Annotated in this window: 16 protein-coding genes; 6 read left to right on the top strand and 10 right to left on the bottom strand. The window is 70.7% G+C overall.

All coding sequences use genetic code 11. The features are described from left to right. The 4 genes from R6V09_RS08925 to R6V09_RS08940 form a co-directional block, all read right to left on the bottom strand. A partial coding sequence (locus R6V09_RS08925) for a maltokinase N-terminal cap-like domain-containing protein (protein ID WP_442810001.1) occupies positions 1-319 on the bottom strand: 319 nt, incomplete at its 3' end. Then, positions 316-2,304, bottom strand: a complete 1,989-nt coding sequence (locus R6V09_RS08930; RefSeq protein ID WP_317880808.1) for an alpha-1,4-glucan--maltose-1-phosphate maltosyltransferase — start codon at positions 2,302-2,304, stop codon at positions 316-318. The genes R6V09_RS08930 and R6V09_RS08925, both read right to left, overlap by 4 nt. Positions 2,305-2,330: 26 nt before the next feature. Continuing rightward, positions 2,331-2,924 carry a DJ-1/PfpI family protein gene (locus R6V09_RS08935; RefSeq protein ID WP_262057135.1) on the bottom strand — a complete coding sequence of 198 codons (594 nt, stop codon included), beginning with the start codon at positions 2,922-2,924 and terminating at the stop codon, positions 2,331-2,333. 5 nt (positions 2,925-2,929) lie between these two features. Further along, positions 2,930-3,292, bottom strand: coding sequence for a thiamine pyrophosphate-dependent enzyme (locus R6V09_RS08940; protein WP_317880809.1), 363 nt, complete (start codon positions 3,290-3,292; stop codon positions 2,930-2,932). 3 nt (positions 3,293-3,295) lie between these two features. On the opposite strand from R6V09_RS08940, the gene R6V09_RS08945 reads away from it, so the two are divergent. From R6V09_RS08945 to R6V09_RS08965, 5 genes are all read left to right on the top strand, one after another. Then, entirely contained in the window at positions 3,296-4,921 is a 1,626-nt protein-coding gene (locus R6V09_RS08945; RefSeq protein WP_317880810.1) for an ABC transporter ATP-binding protein, read from the top strand. Between the two features lie 88 nt (positions 4,922-5,009). Further along, positions 5,010-5,699, top strand: a complete 690-nt coding sequence (locus tag R6V09_RS08950) for a HEAT repeat domain-containing protein (protein ID WP_317880811.1) — start codon at positions 5,010-5,012, stop codon at positions 5,697-5,699. Then, positions 5,686-6,684 (top strand): MerR family transcriptional regulator, encoded by a 999-nt coding sequence (locus tag R6V09_RS08955; RefSeq protein WP_317880834.1) that lies wholly within the window; start codon positions 5,686-5,688, stop codon positions 6,682-6,684. Before R6V09_RS08950 ends, R6V09_RS08955 begins: the two co-directional genes overlap by 14 nt. 91 nt (positions 6,685-6,775) lie before the next feature. Then, positions 6,776-7,135: a DUF779 domain-containing protein gene (locus R6V09_RS08960; protein WP_019070898.1), complete on the top strand. Its 360-nt coding sequence runs from the start codon at positions 6,776-6,778 to the stop codon at positions 7,133-7,135. 192 nt (positions 7,136-7,327) lie between these two features. Further along, positions 7,328-8,479 (top strand): phosphodiester glycosidase family protein, encoded by a 1,152-nt coding sequence (locus tag R6V09_RS08965; RefSeq protein ID WP_317880835.1) that lies wholly within the window; start codon positions 7,328-7,330, stop codon positions 8,477-8,479. A gap of 2 nt (positions 8,480-8,481) precedes the next feature. Here R6V09_RS08965 and R6V09_RS08970 read toward each other — a convergent pair whose 3' ends face one another. The 6 genes from R6V09_RS08970 to R6V09_RS08995 form a co-directional block, all read right to left on the bottom strand. Beyond that, on the bottom strand, positions 8,482-8,676 hold the full coding sequence (locus tag R6V09_RS08970) for a hypothetical protein (protein ID WP_026150825.1): 195 nt from the start codon (positions 8,674-8,676) through the stop codon (positions 8,482-8,484). Positions 8,677-8,831: 155 nt separating this feature from the next. Then, positions 8,832-9,695, bottom strand: a complete 864-nt coding sequence (locus tag R6V09_RS08975) for a phosphatidylinositol-specific phospholipase C/glycerophosphodiester phosphodiesterase family protein (protein WP_317880812.1) — start codon at positions 9,693-9,695, stop codon at positions 8,832-8,834. A 179-nt stretch (positions 9,696-9,874) separates the two neighbouring features. Next, positions 9,875-10,948 (bottom strand): acyl-CoA dehydrogenase family protein, encoded by a 1,074-nt coding sequence (locus R6V09_RS08980; protein WP_317880813.1) that lies wholly within the window; start codon positions 10,946-10,948, stop codon positions 9,875-9,877. Beyond that, positions 10,945-12,129: an acyl-CoA dehydrogenase family protein gene (locus tag R6V09_RS08985; protein ID WP_317880814.1), complete on the bottom strand. Its 1,185-nt coding sequence runs from the start codon at positions 12,127-12,129 to the stop codon at positions 10,945-10,947. The genes R6V09_RS08980 and R6V09_RS08985 overlap by 4 nt, the downstream gene beginning before the upstream one ends. Next, positions 12,126-13,118 carry an NADPH:quinone oxidoreductase family protein gene (locus tag R6V09_RS08990; protein WP_317880815.1) on the bottom strand — a complete coding sequence of 331 codons (993 nt, stop codon included), beginning with the start codon at positions 13,116-13,118 and terminating at the stop codon, positions 12,126-12,128. The genes R6V09_RS08985 and R6V09_RS08990 overlap by 4 nt, the downstream gene beginning before the upstream one ends. A gap of 182 nt (positions 13,119-13,300) precedes the next feature. After that, the gene (locus R6V09_RS08995; protein WP_317880816.1) at positions 13,301-13,882 is read right to left on the bottom strand and encodes a helix-turn-helix domain-containing protein; all 582 of its coding nucleotides are present in this window, start codon (positions 13,880-13,882) and stop codon (positions 13,301-13,303) included. Positions 13,883-13,961: 79 nt separating this feature from the next. On the opposite strand from R6V09_RS08995, the gene R6V09_RS09000 reads away from it, so the two are divergent. Then, positions 13,962-14,909, top strand: coding sequence for an NAD(P)/FAD-dependent oxidoreductase (locus R6V09_RS09000; protein WP_317880817.1), 948 nt, complete (start codon positions 13,962-13,964; stop codon positions 14,907-14,909). Positions 14,910-14,928: the final 19 nt, after the last annotated feature.

Raw genomic sequence — 14,928 nt, forward strand, 5'->3', positions numbered from 1 at the left:
CCAGCAGGGCGCCGTCGGCGAGGGCGTCGTAGACCTGCCAGCCCTGCCAGGGGCCGGTGGGCACGGTGGCGATGGCGGCCGGTGCGAGGCGGGCGGGGAGGTGGGGGCGCAGGCCGAGCAGGAGTTGGTAGTCGAGGACGGACCGGTCCTCGCGGTGGGCCGAGACCACGGCGTGCAGCAGCAGGGGTGGTTCGGTGCCGAGCACGGTGGCGGCCCTGGCGCCGAGCCGGGCTCCGCCGTAGCGGGCGTCGAACCATCGGCGGCCCTCCAGCCATGGTCCGAGGGCCGGCAGCAGGGGTTCGAGGATGCCGTCGCTCATGATCCCTCCGCGGGTGTGAGCACGTGGGCGACCTGGTGGGCCGGATCGAGGCGTACGTAGGTGGACTCGCCCCAGGCGTAGGTCTCCCCGGTGAGTTCGTCGCGCAGCTTGAGGGTGCCGTCGGCGGGCAGGCCGAGGACGGCCGGGTCGCAGGTGACGGTGGCCTCGTGGGCGTGATGCGGGTCGAGGTTGACGATCACGAGCACCAAGTCGGTGGAGCCGTCGGGCAGTTCGAGGTGTTTGGTGTAGACGAGGAGTTGGTCGTTGTCCGTGCTCTGCAGGCGCAGGTTGCGCAACTCCTGCAAGGCGGGGTGGAGTCGGCGGAGCCTGTTGAGCAGGGTGATCAGCGGGGTGATGGTGCGGCCCTCGGCCTCCGCCAGCGCCCAGTCCCGGGGCCTCAGTTGGTACTTCTCCGAGCCGAGGTAGTCCTCGGTGCCTTCCGCCAGCGGGGTGTTCTCGCACAGTTCGTAGCCCGCGTAGACGCCCCAACTCGGCGCGGCGGTCGCGGCGAGCACGGCCCGCACCTCGAAGGCGGGTCTGCCGCCGTGCTGGAGGTAGGCGTGCAGGATGTCGGGGGTGTTCACGAAGAGGTTGGGCCGCAGGAAGTGGGCGCTGCCCTGGGCAAGTTCGGGCAGGTAGTCGGTCAACTCCGCCTTGGTGTTCTTCCAGGTGAAGTAGGTGTACGACTGCTGGAAGCCGGCCTGCGCGAGCGCGTGCACCATCGCCCGCCGGGTGAACGCCTCGGCCAGGAACAGCACATCGGGGTCGGTGGCGTCGACCTCGGCGATCAGCCACTCCCAGAACTGCACCGGTTTGGTGTGCGGGTTGTCGACGCGGAAGATCCGCACACCGAGGTCCATCCAGTGCCGGACGATCCGCAGCGCCTCGGCGTACAGGCCCTCGGGGTCGCCGTCGAAGTCGAGTTGGTGGATGTCCTCGTACGTCTTCGGCGGGTTCTCGGCGTAGGCGATGGAGCCGTCGGCACGGTGGTGGAACCACTCGGGGTGCTCGGTGAGCCAGGGGTGGTTCGGTGAGCACTGGAGGGCGAAATCCAGGGCGACTTCGAGGCCCAACTCCCTTGCGGTGGCGACGAAGTGGCGGAAGTCGTCCTCGGTGCCGAGGTCGGGGTGGATGGCGTCGTGGCCGCCGTGCCGGGAGCCGATGGCCCAGGGCGAGCCGACGTCGTCGGGGCCGGCGTGGAGGGTGTTGTTCGCGCCCTTGCGGTGGGTGATGCCGATGGGGTGGACGGGTGGGAGGTAGACGACGTCGAAGCCCATCGCGGCGACGGCGGGCAGCCGTTCGGCGGCCGTCCGCAGTGTGCCGCCAACGAGGTGGCCGCCCGCCTGGACCATCGCTCCCTCCGAGCGCGGGAACAGCTCGTACCAGGAGCCGACGAGGGCGCGCCGGCGTTCGACGCGCAGGGGCAGGGGCCGGGAGGCGGTGACGAGATCACGCAGCGCGTAGCGCCCCAGGGCTGCCGTCACCCGGGGGGTGGTGACGGCGGACAGCCGGGCCGGAGTGGGGCCCAGGGTGTCGCGGAGCGCGGCCACGGCCGCGGAGACCGCCTCCCGGCGGTCCGATGCGGTGATGCCGAGTGCCGCCCGTTCGTGCAGCAACGCGCCCTCGGTCAGGGTGAGTTCGGTGTCGACGCCCGCCGCGATCTTCAGGGTGGCGTCGTGCCGCCAGCTCTCCAGCGGGTCGGCCCAGGCCTCGACCCGAAAGGTCCACAGGCCCTCGCTGTCGGGGACGACGGTCGCCTGCCAGCGGTCGGCGTCCTCGTCGACGAGGGTCATCGGGACCCGGTGGGCGGGGCGCCCCGCGGGGTCGTGCAGGACGACGTCCGCGGCGACGGCACCGTGGCCCTCGCGGAAAACGGTGGCCGTGATGTCGAGGTGTTCCCCCGTCACGGCCTTGGCGGGCAACTCCCCGTCCCGCACCCGTGGTCGGACGTCGAGGACGGGGATGCGCCCGGTCACCGGTGTCATGGTCGACTCCTCCCGGTCGGATCCCGTCAGCGGAGCCCGGTCGGGGCCGGCGTCCGGGATGCGAGCAGGTCGATGATGGTCCGTGCGAAGAGGTGGCAGTGGTTGCCGGTGCGGCCGGTGACCAGGTCGTCATGGATGACGACGTCCTGGTCGACGTACTCGCCGCCCATGTTGCGCAGATCGCCCAGCAGGTTGTTGTGCACCACCGCGCGCCTGCCCTGCATCAGGCCCTGCACGGGCGCCGCCAGCCACATGCCGTGGCAGATGATGCCCTTGAGGATCGCCGGGTCGGCGAACGCGCGGCGCAGGAACTGCGAGGCGGGCGGCAGGAGTTGGGGGTCCTCGGTGAAGCGCAGCCGGTCGGCGACCATCCCGGAGGGGACGATCACCGCGGAGTACTCCTTCAGCGCGAACTCGTCGAGGTCCTCGAAGGACTCGGTGACCTCGAAGGGCATGCGGTGCTCATGGCCCTGGAAGGTCATCTGCTCGTTGCCCCACAGGCGGGACAGGAAGTGGATCTCGGCTCCCTCCTCGGGGAAGCGGTAGCGGTAGTAGAGGATCTCGGGCTCGTAGAAGTCGCTCTCCATCAGGACGGCGATCTTGTGACCGGACAGTCGCACGGCGGCTACCCCTTCCCCTTCGCGGTGACCAGGTCGATGAGGAACGGCCCGCGGTGCGCGAGCGCCTGCGCGACCGCCTCCTCCGCCTGCCCGGGCTTCTCGACCCTTACGGCGGCCACGCCGAGCGAGCCGGCGAGGGAGACGAAGTCGACGGCCGGGCTGCTCAGGTCGAAGATCTCGGGCTGTTCGTGGGCGGGGATGTGCTGGTCCCGCCAGTACTCCTCGATGTTGTTCTCAAGGAGCTTGTAGCGGCCGTTGTTGCAGATGACGAACTTCGTGGGGAGGCCGTAGCGGGCCGCCGTCCACAGTGCCTGGAAGGTGTACATGCTGCCGCCGTCGCCGCGGTCCAGCTGACGGCCACCGCGCACGCGATGCGGGCGGTCTTCGGCACCGGCCCGGTGCCCGACCGCCTCCACCAGGCCCTGCCCGCCCTCCTCGTCATCACAGTGGCCGCGATCGTCAACCGGACGGCGACCGCGCTGTCGTCGTACGCCGACGGGCGGATCACCCCGGTGCTGACCACGGAGGCGGACAGCTCCCTGGTGGCGGCGGTGTGCCGTATCGAGGCCGCCGCGCGCGCCGAGGACGGGTGCGCTGACCGGCAGGAGGCCGCGGAGATGGGCGTGGTCCGCAGCCACGTCATGGTCCAGGACGCCACCCGCCTCACCGCCGCCGTCATCCGGATGGTCGCCGCGAGCGGGGTGCTGACGGTCCTGCACCCGCTGCTGCTGCCTCTGCTGCTGCTCGCCGTGATCCCCGCCGGCGTCGGCGCGGTGCTGCACGCCCGGGTCACCTACGAGACGCACTACGCGAACGTCGGCGACCGCAACGTCCGCCAGAACCTGCGGGGTTGGGCGACCAGCGCGAAGTTCACCGACGAGATCCGCGCCAACACCATGACCGGCTATCTCGACTTCTGGTACCGGACGATCTCCGAACGGATCGACGCCCGCACACTGACCGCCGCTCCCCGGATGCTGAGGATCGTGCTGTCCAGCTCGGCGATCGGCGGGATCTTCCTCGTCGCGACCTGGGCGGCGCTCGCCTGGCTGGTGAGCACGGGGAGGATCGAGCCGGCGATCGCCGGGACCGCGGTCGTCGCCGTGCAGACCACCCTCGCCGCGCTCTCCCAGGTCGTCATCTACGGCGCGGCCATGTTCCACACCTCGCTCTACCTCGCCGACATGGACTCCTTCCTCGACTACGCCGGCCAACACGCCCCCGATCGAGGTGAGTTGACGGTCACCGGGCCGGTCTCGGAGATCCGGGTGGAGGAGGCCGTCTACCGGTATCCGGGCAAGGAGGCCCCGGCCGTCGCCGGGGTGTCGCTGACGGTGCGCCAGGGGGAGATCCTCGCGCTGGTGGGTGAGAACGGGTCGGGGAAGTCCACCCTGGTCCGGCTGCTCGCCGGTATCTTCCTGGCCGACAAGGGCACGGTCTCCTGGAACGGCCAGGACATCACCCGCCTCGACCCCGACAGCCTGTGGGTGCGGTCCGGGCTGGTGCCTCAGTCCTTCGCGCAGTGGCCGCTGTCGGTACGGGACAACGTCACCCTCGGCCAGCCGCGCGAGGACGGCGACGCCCTGGTGTGGGAGGCGATCGACGCGGTCGGCCTGAGAGACGCCGTCCACCAGCTCCCGGCCGGACTGCTGACGCTGCTGGCCCGGGACGTGTGGGGCGGCAGCGAGTTCTCCGGCGGGCAGTGGCAGCGGCTGGCCTGCGCGCGAGCCCTGTACCGCAGGGCGGGACTGCTGATCCTGGACGAACCGACCTCGGAGATGGACGCCCGCGGCGAGCACACCATCCTCCGGAAGATCAAGGCGCTGTCCGGCGACTGCATCACGATCGTGGTGACCCACCAGCTCGTCAACACCAAGATCGCCGACCGGATCCTCGTCATGGATCAGGGCCGGATCGCCGAACAGGGCACCTACGACCAACTCGCCGCCGGAGGCGGCCTGTTCGCCGACCTCCTCGCCCTGTCCACCGACCGATGAGCCACCCGTGACCCGAACGGCGAGAAGGAGGCCGTTTGACCTTGACACGGTGACAAGGTTTTCACTGCTTCCCATGGAGGTGGTCCCGATGACCATGACGAGACAGGACACGGATGCGATACGAGCGCTCCAGGGGCTGGAGGACAGGAGTTCGTCCGTGCGGCTGCGGGCAGCTCTGGCGGTCGGGACGGCGCCTGACCCGCGCTTCGTCGACAAGCTCGTCGAGCGATGCGCGATCGAGCCCGAGTTCTTCGTCCGGGACATGCTGACCTGGGCGCTCACCCGCCACCCGAAGTCCCTGACGCTCCCCGAACTGTTCGGCGAACTCCGTTCGGAGCGTGCGCAGGCACGCAGCCAGGCGCTGCACACGCTGTCCAAGATCGGGGACCGGCAGGCATGGCCGGCGATCACACCGGCACTGTTGTCAGACGCCGACGACGAGGTGGCGAGGAGCGCCTGGCGGGCCGCGGTCGTGCTCGTGCCGGAAGGCGAGGAGTCCGCCTTGGCCACGGTGCTGGCAACGCAACTCGGGCGCGGTGAGCGGGAGACACAACTGAGTCTGAGCCAGGCGCTGGTCGCGCTGGGTGAGGTGATCGGGCCGGCTCTGCATGCTGCGACGACGGTCTCCGACCCGCATGTGCGTGCGCACGCGCTCGCCACACAGAGTCTGCTGCACGACCCGGACGCCGGATTCGGGTCGGCGATCGAGGAGGCCAAGCGCGTCGTCGCCCTCACCGGGGCCCCCAGGACGGACGATGAGAACCGTGCTGATCGGTGAGGTGTCGAGACGGTCCGGGGTCAGTGCCCGCATGCTCCGGCACTACGAATCCCTCGGCCTGGTGCGGCCCGCGGGTCGTACGGGATCCGGTTATCGGGAGTACTCCGCGGAGGACATCCGGCGGATCTTCCACATCGAGAGCCTGCGTTCGCTGGGCCTGTCGCTGCGTGAGATCGGGCGCGCGCTCGACGATCCCGGTTTCACGCCCTCGGCGCTCGTCGGCGACCTCATCCGTCGGACGCGCGACCGCATCGCGGCCGAGACCGAGCTGCTCACGCAGCTCAGCCGGATCCACGCCGCGGACCCCGTCGGCTGGGAGAACGTGCTCCAGACCGTCGCGCTCCTCCAGGCACTGGGGTCGAAGAGCGCCGACGCGCGTCAGCGCGCGGTCCTCTCCTCGGGCGACGAGGTGCCGGTGGAGGCTCTGGTCGAGGCGGCACTCAGCGAGACGGAGCCGAACGTCGCGGGAGCCCTGCGATGGGCGCTTGCGCGATCGGCCGACGGCGCCCAGGCGCTGCTGGCGGAAGGCCTCGGCTCACCAGTGGCCGCGGTGCGGGAACGTGCCGTTCAAGCCCTCGTCGAGCTGCCCGGCGATGAAGCTGCCGCACTGCTGCGGGACGCCCTTGCGAACCCCGACGCCGTGGTCCGCGGGTATGCGGCTTTGGCGCTCGGTACAGGTGGTGTGGCCGACGCGGTCCCGGCGCTCATCGACATGATCGTGGAGGGAAGGAACGACACCGACGCGGCCGATGCGCTGAGCGTGCTGGCGGGCGACACCGCAACGGCGGACCAGATCGCGACCAGGCTCGTCGACCGCCTTGCCGACGACACCACCGAGGCACCTGCGCGCGGTCGGCTGACCCAGGCACTGGCGGACATTCCGGGGACGACGGCCTCACATGCCCTGGTCGAGCTCTCGCACGACGACGACCGCGCTGTTGCGCTGACTGCCGCCTACCTTCTTCAGCTCCGCGACGCGCGGTGACCGCGCTCCGGGCCGGATGAGCCCGCAACCTTCTCGCAACCTCGCGTGTGCTGCGATGGAGCATCGCATCCGGCTACTGGGGACGGCAGACATGGACGACAACACCCCGCGCGTCGAACTCACCCCCGCCGCGGAGGACCTGCTGCGCCAACTGCACGCACAGCACGGCCCGTTGATGTTCCATCAGTCCGGCGGCTGCTGCGACGGCAGTGCGCCCATGTGCTACCCGGAGGGCGAGTTCCGTACGGGCGGCTCGGACGTGCTGCTCGCCGAACTGGCGGTCGAGGGCGTGCCGGAACCCGTGACGTTCTGGATCTCGCGCAGCCAGTACGAGGTGTGGAGCCACACGCGCCTGATCGTGGACGTCGTAGCGGGTCGGGGCAGCGGTTTCTCGCTGGAAGCACCCGAGGGGGTGCGTTTTCTCACCCGTTCCCGTGTAGTCGGCGCCTAGGAGCCCCGCCGGTCATCGTCTTCTGATGCACTTCCCCTGAGTCCTGGATGAGTTGACGAGACATCAGGGGGCACTGTGACGCACCGTCAGAAGCGTTCCAGAGCAGAAGTTTTCAGAGCTGAGCGCTTGAGAACAGGCAGATCGGCACTCGCGTTTCTCACGGCGTTCGGTGCGCTGGCCGGTGCGGCCCTGGTGGGGGCGGCACCGGCCGGCGCCGTGCCGGGCACCACGCGGCTCGCGCCGGGTGTCACCTACCGGCAGTTCGACCTCACGACGGCCAGGGGTGTGACCCACGCCCATGTGGTCGTGGTGGACCTGCGCAACTCCCATGTGCGCGTCAATCTGCTGTACCCGGGCGCGGTGGCGGCCCGGGAGCCCGTCTCCGAGCTGGCCGACTCGGCGGGTGCCGTCGCGGGCGTCAACGGTGACTTCTTCAACATCACCGAGACCCAGCACCCGGGCGTCGAGGCCACCGGTTCCACCGACGGACCGGCCATCGCGAGCGGTGTCGCGCTCAAGGGGGCGGTACCGGACGGCCAGCGATTCGGACCCGCGCTGCCGCCCGGCACGAACACGCGGAACGTGCTCGGCGTGGGTGTCGACCGCGTGGCCCGGCTGGACAGCCTCACCCTCAAGGGCACGGTCGGTACCCCACACGGCCGGATGCCGCTCGGCGGGTTCAATCAGTACGCTCTGCCGGTGAACTCCATCGGTGCGTTCACCACACAATGGGGCAGTGTCTCCCGGGCGCGTGCCACATGTGGCACGGACACCAACCGGGCCGCGGCCTGCAGCACGGACACCTACGAAGTCACCATTCGCCACGCGCGAGTCGTGTCGGCGTCCAAGACTCCCGGCAGTGGTGCCATCGCCGCGGGCACCACCGTCCTCGTCGGCCGTGAGGCGGGTGCGCAGCAGCTGCGGAAGTTGTCCATCGGCGAGCGGGTGCAGGTGCTGCACCGTCTGGTGGCGTCGAGGTCCGGGATTCCGTACCGCTTCGCCCTGGGCGGCTACCCGGTGCTGCGGGGCGGGCAGCCGCTGTCCGGCCTCGACGGCACGGCCTCGGCCGTGCGCACGGCCGTCGGGATCGCGAACCACGGCCACCGTCTGCTGCTGTTCGCGACGGACGGCGCGGTCGCGTACCGCAACGGTCTGACGATCGCCGAAGTCGCCGCCGAGATGCGGAGGTTGGGCTCGGTCGACGCCTTCAGTCTGGACGGCGGCGGTTCGACGACCCTGGTCGCCCGCGCACCCGGCGCGAGCGCCGTCACGGTACGGAACCACCCCAGCGGTGGCGCCGAGCGGCCCGTACCGAACGGTGTCGGGGTCTTCTCAACCCGCTGACCTCATGGATGCAGTCCGCTCACCAGATCCGCGGTGGCCGTGAGACCACTGTGGATCGTGGGCGCCATGCTGGTACTCGCCATGAAGAAACCGAGCAGTGCGCAGACCAGCGCATGGGAGAGCTTCAGCCCGCCGCTGCGCATGAAGATCACCGCAAGGATCAGGAGCAGCAGCACCACAGAGATGGAAATGGCCATCGTCACCCTCCTCCGCCACGCCGCCATGTCTGTTTCACGGCGTTCGGCCGCAAGTGTGGCGTAGCGGAGGGTTCATCCGGGCTACCGACGTGTCCCCCGAACGTGTGGTGTCACCCCATGTCCGGTGACCACATGTCACGTGACCACATGTGGTGTCACGCCGTGCGGTGGGCGTCCAGGAAGGCTTCCAGGCCGGCGAGGTCGTCGGTGTTGAGGAAGTCCACACCGGCGGCGAACAACTCCTCCCACAGCGCGTCACGGGCGGGGCCCGCCAGGTCCGGGGTGTTCCAGAACCGCACGGTCTGCCCGGCCGCGTGCGCCTGCCGCACGATGGCGCGCAGCTTCTGCCGCTCGGCGTCGGGGAAGGCGCCGTCGCCGAGCCAGGTGAAGTTGGTCTGCCAGTTGTCGCTGATGAGCGAGATGAAGGAGGCGGGCGCCGAACTGCCGAGGTCGGTGAGCCGGCCGTCGTAGAAGGCGCGGCGCACGGTCTGCGCCTCCATGGGGATGCGGGCCGCGCGGTCGCCGGAGATGACGTTGGTGACCGCTCCCGGGTGGACGCGTCCGTGGGCGTAGGTGGTGAACAGGTGCTTGTAGCGCTGGAGATGGCGGTCGAGTTCGAGGTACGTCGAGGAGCCCTCGGTCTTGATGTCGATCAGGAGCTGGAGCGGTGTGCGCCAACCCCGGTACACGGAGCCGTGGTTGGCCTTCACGAGGGCGGAGAGCGGGTCGAGGTAGAGAGATTCGAGGGTGCGGCTCGGGTCGAGTTCGGAGGCGTCGTGCCCGATGAGGAGTTGGTCGCCGACGAGGAAGATGTCGGCCTCGACACTGCCGAAACGGTGGTCGAGGGCGTCGAAGAGGGGCCGGGGGTGCTCGTAGTCGTTGTGGGCATGGGCGCGCCACAACGGGCGCGGGCGGTGCCCTTGTTCGGCGGCGAACGCACTGCCAGCGGGCGGGGCGAGCACGACCGCGAGGGTGGCGCCGAACGCGGTGAGGGCTCTGCGACGGGTGATGAGGGCCATGGTGTTCCTCCCTGTGGGGCGGGTTCGAACCACAGGGAGTATGGGGCTGTCCGACCCCCAACGAACCTGTACATGCCAGGAGTTGGCCGGACCGCCCACGCTTGTTCACTCCTTCGGCGGGAGCGCACGGAAAAGCCCGCCCCAGGTGGGACGGGCTTCACCGGATGGTCGACCGGCGGTCAGGGAGCTCGCAGATCGACCAGTTCCGCCAGTGCCTCGCGATGGGCGCCCGCCGTGCCGTAGGCGATGGAGTCGGCCTTGGCCCGCTTCAGGTAGAGGTGGGCGGGGTGCTCCCACGTCATGCCGATGCCGCCGTGCAACTGCACGGCCTCCTCGGCGGCGCGGACGGCGACGGACGCCGCGTAGGCCTGCGCGACGGCGACCGCCACGTCGGTGTCCTCGCCCGTCGTGAGGGCGTCGGCCGCGTTCCGTGCGGCGGCCCGCAGGCTGACGACCTCCAGCCACAGCTGCGCGAGCCGGTGCTTGAGCGCCTGGAACCCGCCGACGGGCCGGTTGAACTGCTTGCGCTCCTTCAGGTACCGGACCGTCTCGGTCAACGTCCAGTCGGCGAGCCCGAGTTGCTCGGACGCGAGCAGCCCGGCCCCGGCCCGCAGCGCGCGTCGTACGGCGGGCTCGGCGTCACCGATCCGGCGCCCCGCGGCCCCGTCGAACACCACGCGTGCCAGCGGCCGGGTCAGGTCCAGGGACACCTGCGGTACGACGGTCACGGCGCCCGCCTCGACGGCGTACAGCCCACCGTCCTCGCCCGGCACCAGCAGCAGATCGGCGGCGGCAGCGTCCGCGATCCCGGTCAACTCCCCGTACAGGGAACCGTTTTCGTGCCGTACCGCCTTGTAGACGCCGCCGGGAGCGACGCTCAGGGAGATGGCTAGAACGCCGATCCTCCGCCCGGAGGCCAGCTCCGCGAGGAGATCCTCGGCATCGGACGCGAGCAGTGCCTCGGTGGCGACGACCGCGCTCGTGAGGTACGGGACGGGGGCGACCGCGCGGCCCAACTCCTCCAGGACGACGGCGACTTCGCGGTGTGTGGCGCCCTGGCCGCCCTGCGCCTCGGGCACCAGGAGGCCCGCGAGGCCCATGCCGTCGGCGAGGGACTTCCAGAGGGAAAGGTCGTGCGGGGAGTCCGACTCGGTGCGCGCGATGACGCTCGCCGCGTCGCAGTGGTCGGTGAGCAGGTCCCGGACGACGGCGCGCAGCGCCTCTTCCTCCTCCGAGTAGAGAAGATCTGTCATCGGGCCAGGTCCTTCCAGGCGACGTCCTTGTCGGTGCGCGGCTCGGCCGGCAGGCCCAGGACGCGTTCGGCGACGATGTTCAGCAGGACCTCGCTGGTCCCGCCCTCGATGCTGTTGCCCTTGGAGCGGAGGTAGCGGTAGCCGGCGTCGCGGCCGGTGAAGTCCACGAGTTCCGGGCGGCGCATGGTCCAGTCGTCGTACAACAGGCCTTCCTCGCCCCGGAGTTCGACCTCCAGGCCGCTGATCTCCTGGTTGAGGCGGGCGAAGGAGAGCTTCATGCCGGCGCCTTCGTGGCCGGGCTGGCCCGCGACGAGCTGCTGGCGCAGCCGCTCGCCGGAGAGCCGGGCGACCTCGGCCTCGACCCAGAGCTTGAGGAGGCGCTGGTGGAGGTCGTGGGTGCGCAACTCCGGGCGGTCGCGCCAGGTTTGGCTGATCGGGCCGATCATGCCGCCCTCGCGGGGGATGCGCATGCCGCCGATGGAGACGCGCTCGTTCATCAGCGTGGTCTGCGCGACCCGCCAGCCGTCGCCGACCTCGCCGAGGCGGTGGGCGTCGGGGATGCGGACGTCGGTGAGGAAGACCTCGTTGAACTCGGCCTCGCCGGTGATCTGGCGCAGCGGCCGGACGTCGACGCCGGGGTCGGTCATGTCGCAGACGAAGTAGGTGATGCCCGCATGCTTGGGCACGTCCGGGTCGGTGCGCGCGATGAGGATGGCCCAGCGGGCGAGGTGGGCGCTGGACGTCCACACCTTCTGCCCGTTGACGATCCAGTCGTCGCCCTCGCGGACGGCACGCGTGCCGAGCGCGGCCAGGTCGGACCCGGCGCCCGGCTCGCTGAAGAGCTGGCACCAGACTTCCTCGCCGACCCAGAGGGGCCGTAGGAACTGCTGCTTCTGCTCCTCCGTGCCGTACTTCAGGATCGTCGGAGCGGCCATGCCGAGGCCGATGCCGATCCGGCGCGGGTCGTTGTCGGGGGCGCCCGCAGCCGCCAACTCGGCGTCCACGACGGCCTGGAGAGCGCGCGGGGCACCGAGGCCGCCCAGGCCTTCGGGGTAGTGGATCCAGGCGAGTCCCGCGTCGAAGCGGGCTTTCAGGAAGTCGAGGCGGTCGGTCTCCAGGGGTGGGTGCGCGGCCAGCAACTCGTCCGTGAGACGCCTGAGTTCAGCTGCGTCGATGGTCATGCGGCGGCTCCGTTCTCCGACGAAGTGTCCTTTAGCGACGGCAGGACGGTGACCCGGCCGGTCGTGACACCGTCGGCGACCCGCTGCACGGCGGCTGCGGCGCCGCTCAGTGGCACGCGCTCGCTCACCAGGGGCTTGATGACACCCCGGGCGGCCAGGTCGGTGAGCTGCTCGTGGCAGTGGAGGATCAGCTTCGGGTTCTTGGTGGCGTACAGGCCCCAATGCAGGCCCAGGATCGAGTAGTTCTTCACCAGGGCGTGGTTGAGCGACGGGCTCGGGATGGTGCCGCTCGCGAAGCCCACGACCACGATCCGGCCCTCGAAGGCGACGACCTTCGTGGACTGGGTGTAGGCGTCGCCGCCTACCGGGTCGTAGACCACGTCGGCGCCGCGTCCGCCGGTGGCCTCCTTGACGGCCGCGACGACGTCCTCGGCCCGCCGGTCGATCACCGCGTCGCAGCCCAACTCCCTTGCCACGACCGCCTTGTCGGCGCCGCCGACGACACCGATGACGGTGGCTCCGGCGGCCTTGCCGAGCTGTACGGCGGCGCTGCCGACCCCGCCGGCCGCGGCGTGCACGAGCAGAGTCTCGCCGGCTTCCAGGTGGGCGCGCCGGTGGAGGCCGAACCAGCCCGTCTGGTAACCGATGTGCAGCGCGGCCGTCTCCGCGTCGTCCAGCGACTCGGGGGCGGGGAGCAGTCCGGCGGCGTCCGCGACGGCGTACTCGGCGAAACCGCCGTACGGCAGCGCGGGGTTGGCGATCACGCGGCGGCCGTCCTCGGTCTCGCCGCAGATCTCCACGCCGGGAGTGAACGGGAGTGGGGGCCTTACCTGGTAGTGGCCCCGGCACATCAGTACGTCCGGGAAGTTGATGTTCGCGGCGCGTACCTTGAGCAGGATCTGGCCCGCACCGGGTGTCGGCTGCTGCACCTCCTCCAGGCGCATCGCCTCACTCGGCTCGCCGTTCTGGTGCACTTGCCATGCCTGCATGCGGGGCCTCCACGGACTGCTCTGTCTTACCGGGCTTGGTCGCATACTAAGCGGTTGCTTGCAGATCTGGAACCGTCGGGTTCGTCACGGTCCGGGGGTGCGTGCAGTTCTTTGACCGCGGGCCGGTGGGGGTCGCGCAGTTCCCCGCGCCCCCAAAAGGGGCGCTCCAGTGGGCGACGTTTTTACTGGCCCCTCTTCGGCCTTGCCCGTACATGCATCCGCTCCCCCTGCGGCCCGAACAGGCTGAGGAACTCCGCGGGCCCCTCCCCCGTGGACCCGAACCAGTGCGGCACCCGAGTGTCGAACTCCACGGCCTCCCCCGTCTCCAGCACCACGTCGTGCTCCGCGAGCACGAGGCGCAGCCGTCCGGACATCACGTACAGCCACTCGTAGCCCTCGTGCGTCCGCGGGTCGGGTTCCTCCTGCCGCTGGGGCACCAGCACCTTGAAGGCCTGGAGCCCGCCCGGCTGACGGGTCAGCGGCCAGTAGGTGCGCCCGTGCCGCTGGATCGGCTCGGCCCGCACCCGGGGATCCCTCACCGGCGGTGTCCCCACGAGTTCGTCCAACGGCACCTGGTGGGCCCGGGCGATCGGCAGCAGCAGCTCCAGGCTGGGTCTGCGCAGCCCGGACTCCAGCCGGGACAGCGTGCTCACCGAGATACCGGTCGTCTCCGAGAGCCCGGCGAGGGTCGCGCCCCGCTCCTTCCGGATCCGCCGCAGCCGCGGGCCGACCTCCGCCAGGACCTCGTCCGTGTCGTCGCTCATGACCGATATTGCAGTTTCGGCAAACGCGTTTGTCAATACGGCAGGGACGGGGCGACCTTCGGGGGTGGAGGTGGTCACCATGACCGAGACACACACCGGGACACCTACCGGGACCTACGAAGTGGTCGTCATCGGCGGCGGCGCGGCCGGTCTCTCCGCCGCGCTGGTCCTGGGCAGGTCCCGGCGCCGCACGCTGGTCGTCGACGCGGGCGAGCCGCGCAACGCGCCCGCCGCGCACATGCAGGGCTATCTGACCCGGGACGGCATGTCACCCGCCGAGTTCCTGGCCCGGGGCCGCGAGGAGATCGCGCGCTACGGCGTCGAGCTGGTCCGGGACCGGGTGGTCGACGTCACCAGCGGCTTCGCGGTCACGCCGGCCGGCGGGGAGACAGTGCACGCGCGGCGGCTCGTGATCGCGACCGGTCTCAAGGACGAGCTGCCGGCCGTCCCCGGAGTCGCCGAGCGCTTCGGCCGTGATGTGATCCACTGCCCGTACTGCCACGGCTGGGAGGTCCGTGACCAGGCCTTCGGCGTGCTCGCGACGACACCGATGGGCGTGCACCAGGCGCTGATGGTCTCGCAGTGGTCCAAGGACGTGACCCTGTTCCTGCACACCGTCGCCGAGTCCGAGCTGACGGACGACGACCTGCGCAGGCTGGCCGCCGCCGGGGTCGCCGTGGTCCCCGGCGAGGTCGCGGAACTGACCGTCGAGGACGACCGGCTCACCGGCGTCCGCCTCACGGACGGCAGCGCGCACCCCCGCCAGGCCCTGTTCGTCGCACCCCGCGCGATCCCGCAGACGGGGCTGCTGGAAAAGCTGGGCGCGGAGCTGCAGGAGACCCCGTTCGGCGCGTACCCCGTGGTCGACCCGACGGGCCTGACGACCGTGCCCGGGGTGTGGGCGGTCGGCAACGCGACGGGCTTCGCGGAGCAGGTCGTGAACGCGGCCTCCGCCGGCTATCGCGCGGGCGCCACCATCAACGGGGAACTGCTCATGTCCGACCTCGACGCCACCGTCCGGGTGTAGACCGGCCGCCTCCGTTGCA

The organism is Streptomyces sp. W16 (assembly GCF_033194735.1).
GTDB lineage: Bacteria > Actinomycetota > Actinomycetes > Streptomycetales > Streptomycetaceae > Streptomyces.

Excerpts from the sequence above, each read along its gene's own strand:
- R6V09_RS08930 (WP_317880808.1), bottom strand. The coding sequence starts at position 2,304 with ATGACACCGGTGACCGGGCGCATCCCCGTCCTCGACGTCCGACCACGG.
- R6V09_RS08945 (WP_317880810.1), top strand. The coding sequence starts at position 3,296 with ATGCGGGCGGTCTTCGGCACCGGCCCGGTGCCCGACCGCCTCCACCAG.
- R6V09_RS08950 (WP_317880811.1), top strand. The coding sequence starts at position 5,010 with ATGACCATGACGAGACAGGACACGGATGCGATACGAGCGCTCCAGGGG.
- R6V09_RS08960 (WP_019070898.1), top strand. The coding sequence starts at position 6,776 with ATGGACGACAACACCCCGCGCGTCGAACTCACCCCCGCCGCGGAGGAC.
- R6V09_RS08970 (WP_026150825.1), bottom strand. The coding sequence starts at position 8,676 with ATGGCCATTTCCATCTCTGTGGTGCTGCTGCTCCTGATCCTTGCGGTG.
- R6V09_RS08975 (WP_317880812.1), bottom strand. The coding sequence starts at position 9,695 with ATGGCCCTCATCACCCGTCGCAGAGCCCTCACCGCGTTCGGCGCCACC.
- R6V09_RS08980 (WP_317880813.1), bottom strand. The coding sequence starts at position 10,948 with ATGACAGATCTTCTCTACTCGGAGGAGGAAGAGGCGCTGCGCGCCGTC.
- R6V09_RS08985 (WP_317880814.1), bottom strand. The coding sequence starts at position 12,129 with ATGACCATCGACGCAGCTGAACTCAGGCGTCTCACGGACGAGTTGCTG.
- R6V09_RS08990 (WP_317880815.1), bottom strand. The coding sequence starts at position 13,118 with ATGCAGGCATGGCAAGTGCACCAGAACGGCGAGCCGAGTGAGGCGATG.
- R6V09_RS08995 (WP_317880816.1), bottom strand. The coding sequence starts at position 13,882 with ATGAGCGACGACACGGACGAGGTCCTGGCGGAGGTCGGCCCGCGGCTG.
- R6V09_RS09000 (WP_317880817.1), top strand. The coding sequence starts at position 13,962 with ATGACCGAGACACACACCGGGACACCTACCGGGACCTACGAAGTGGTC.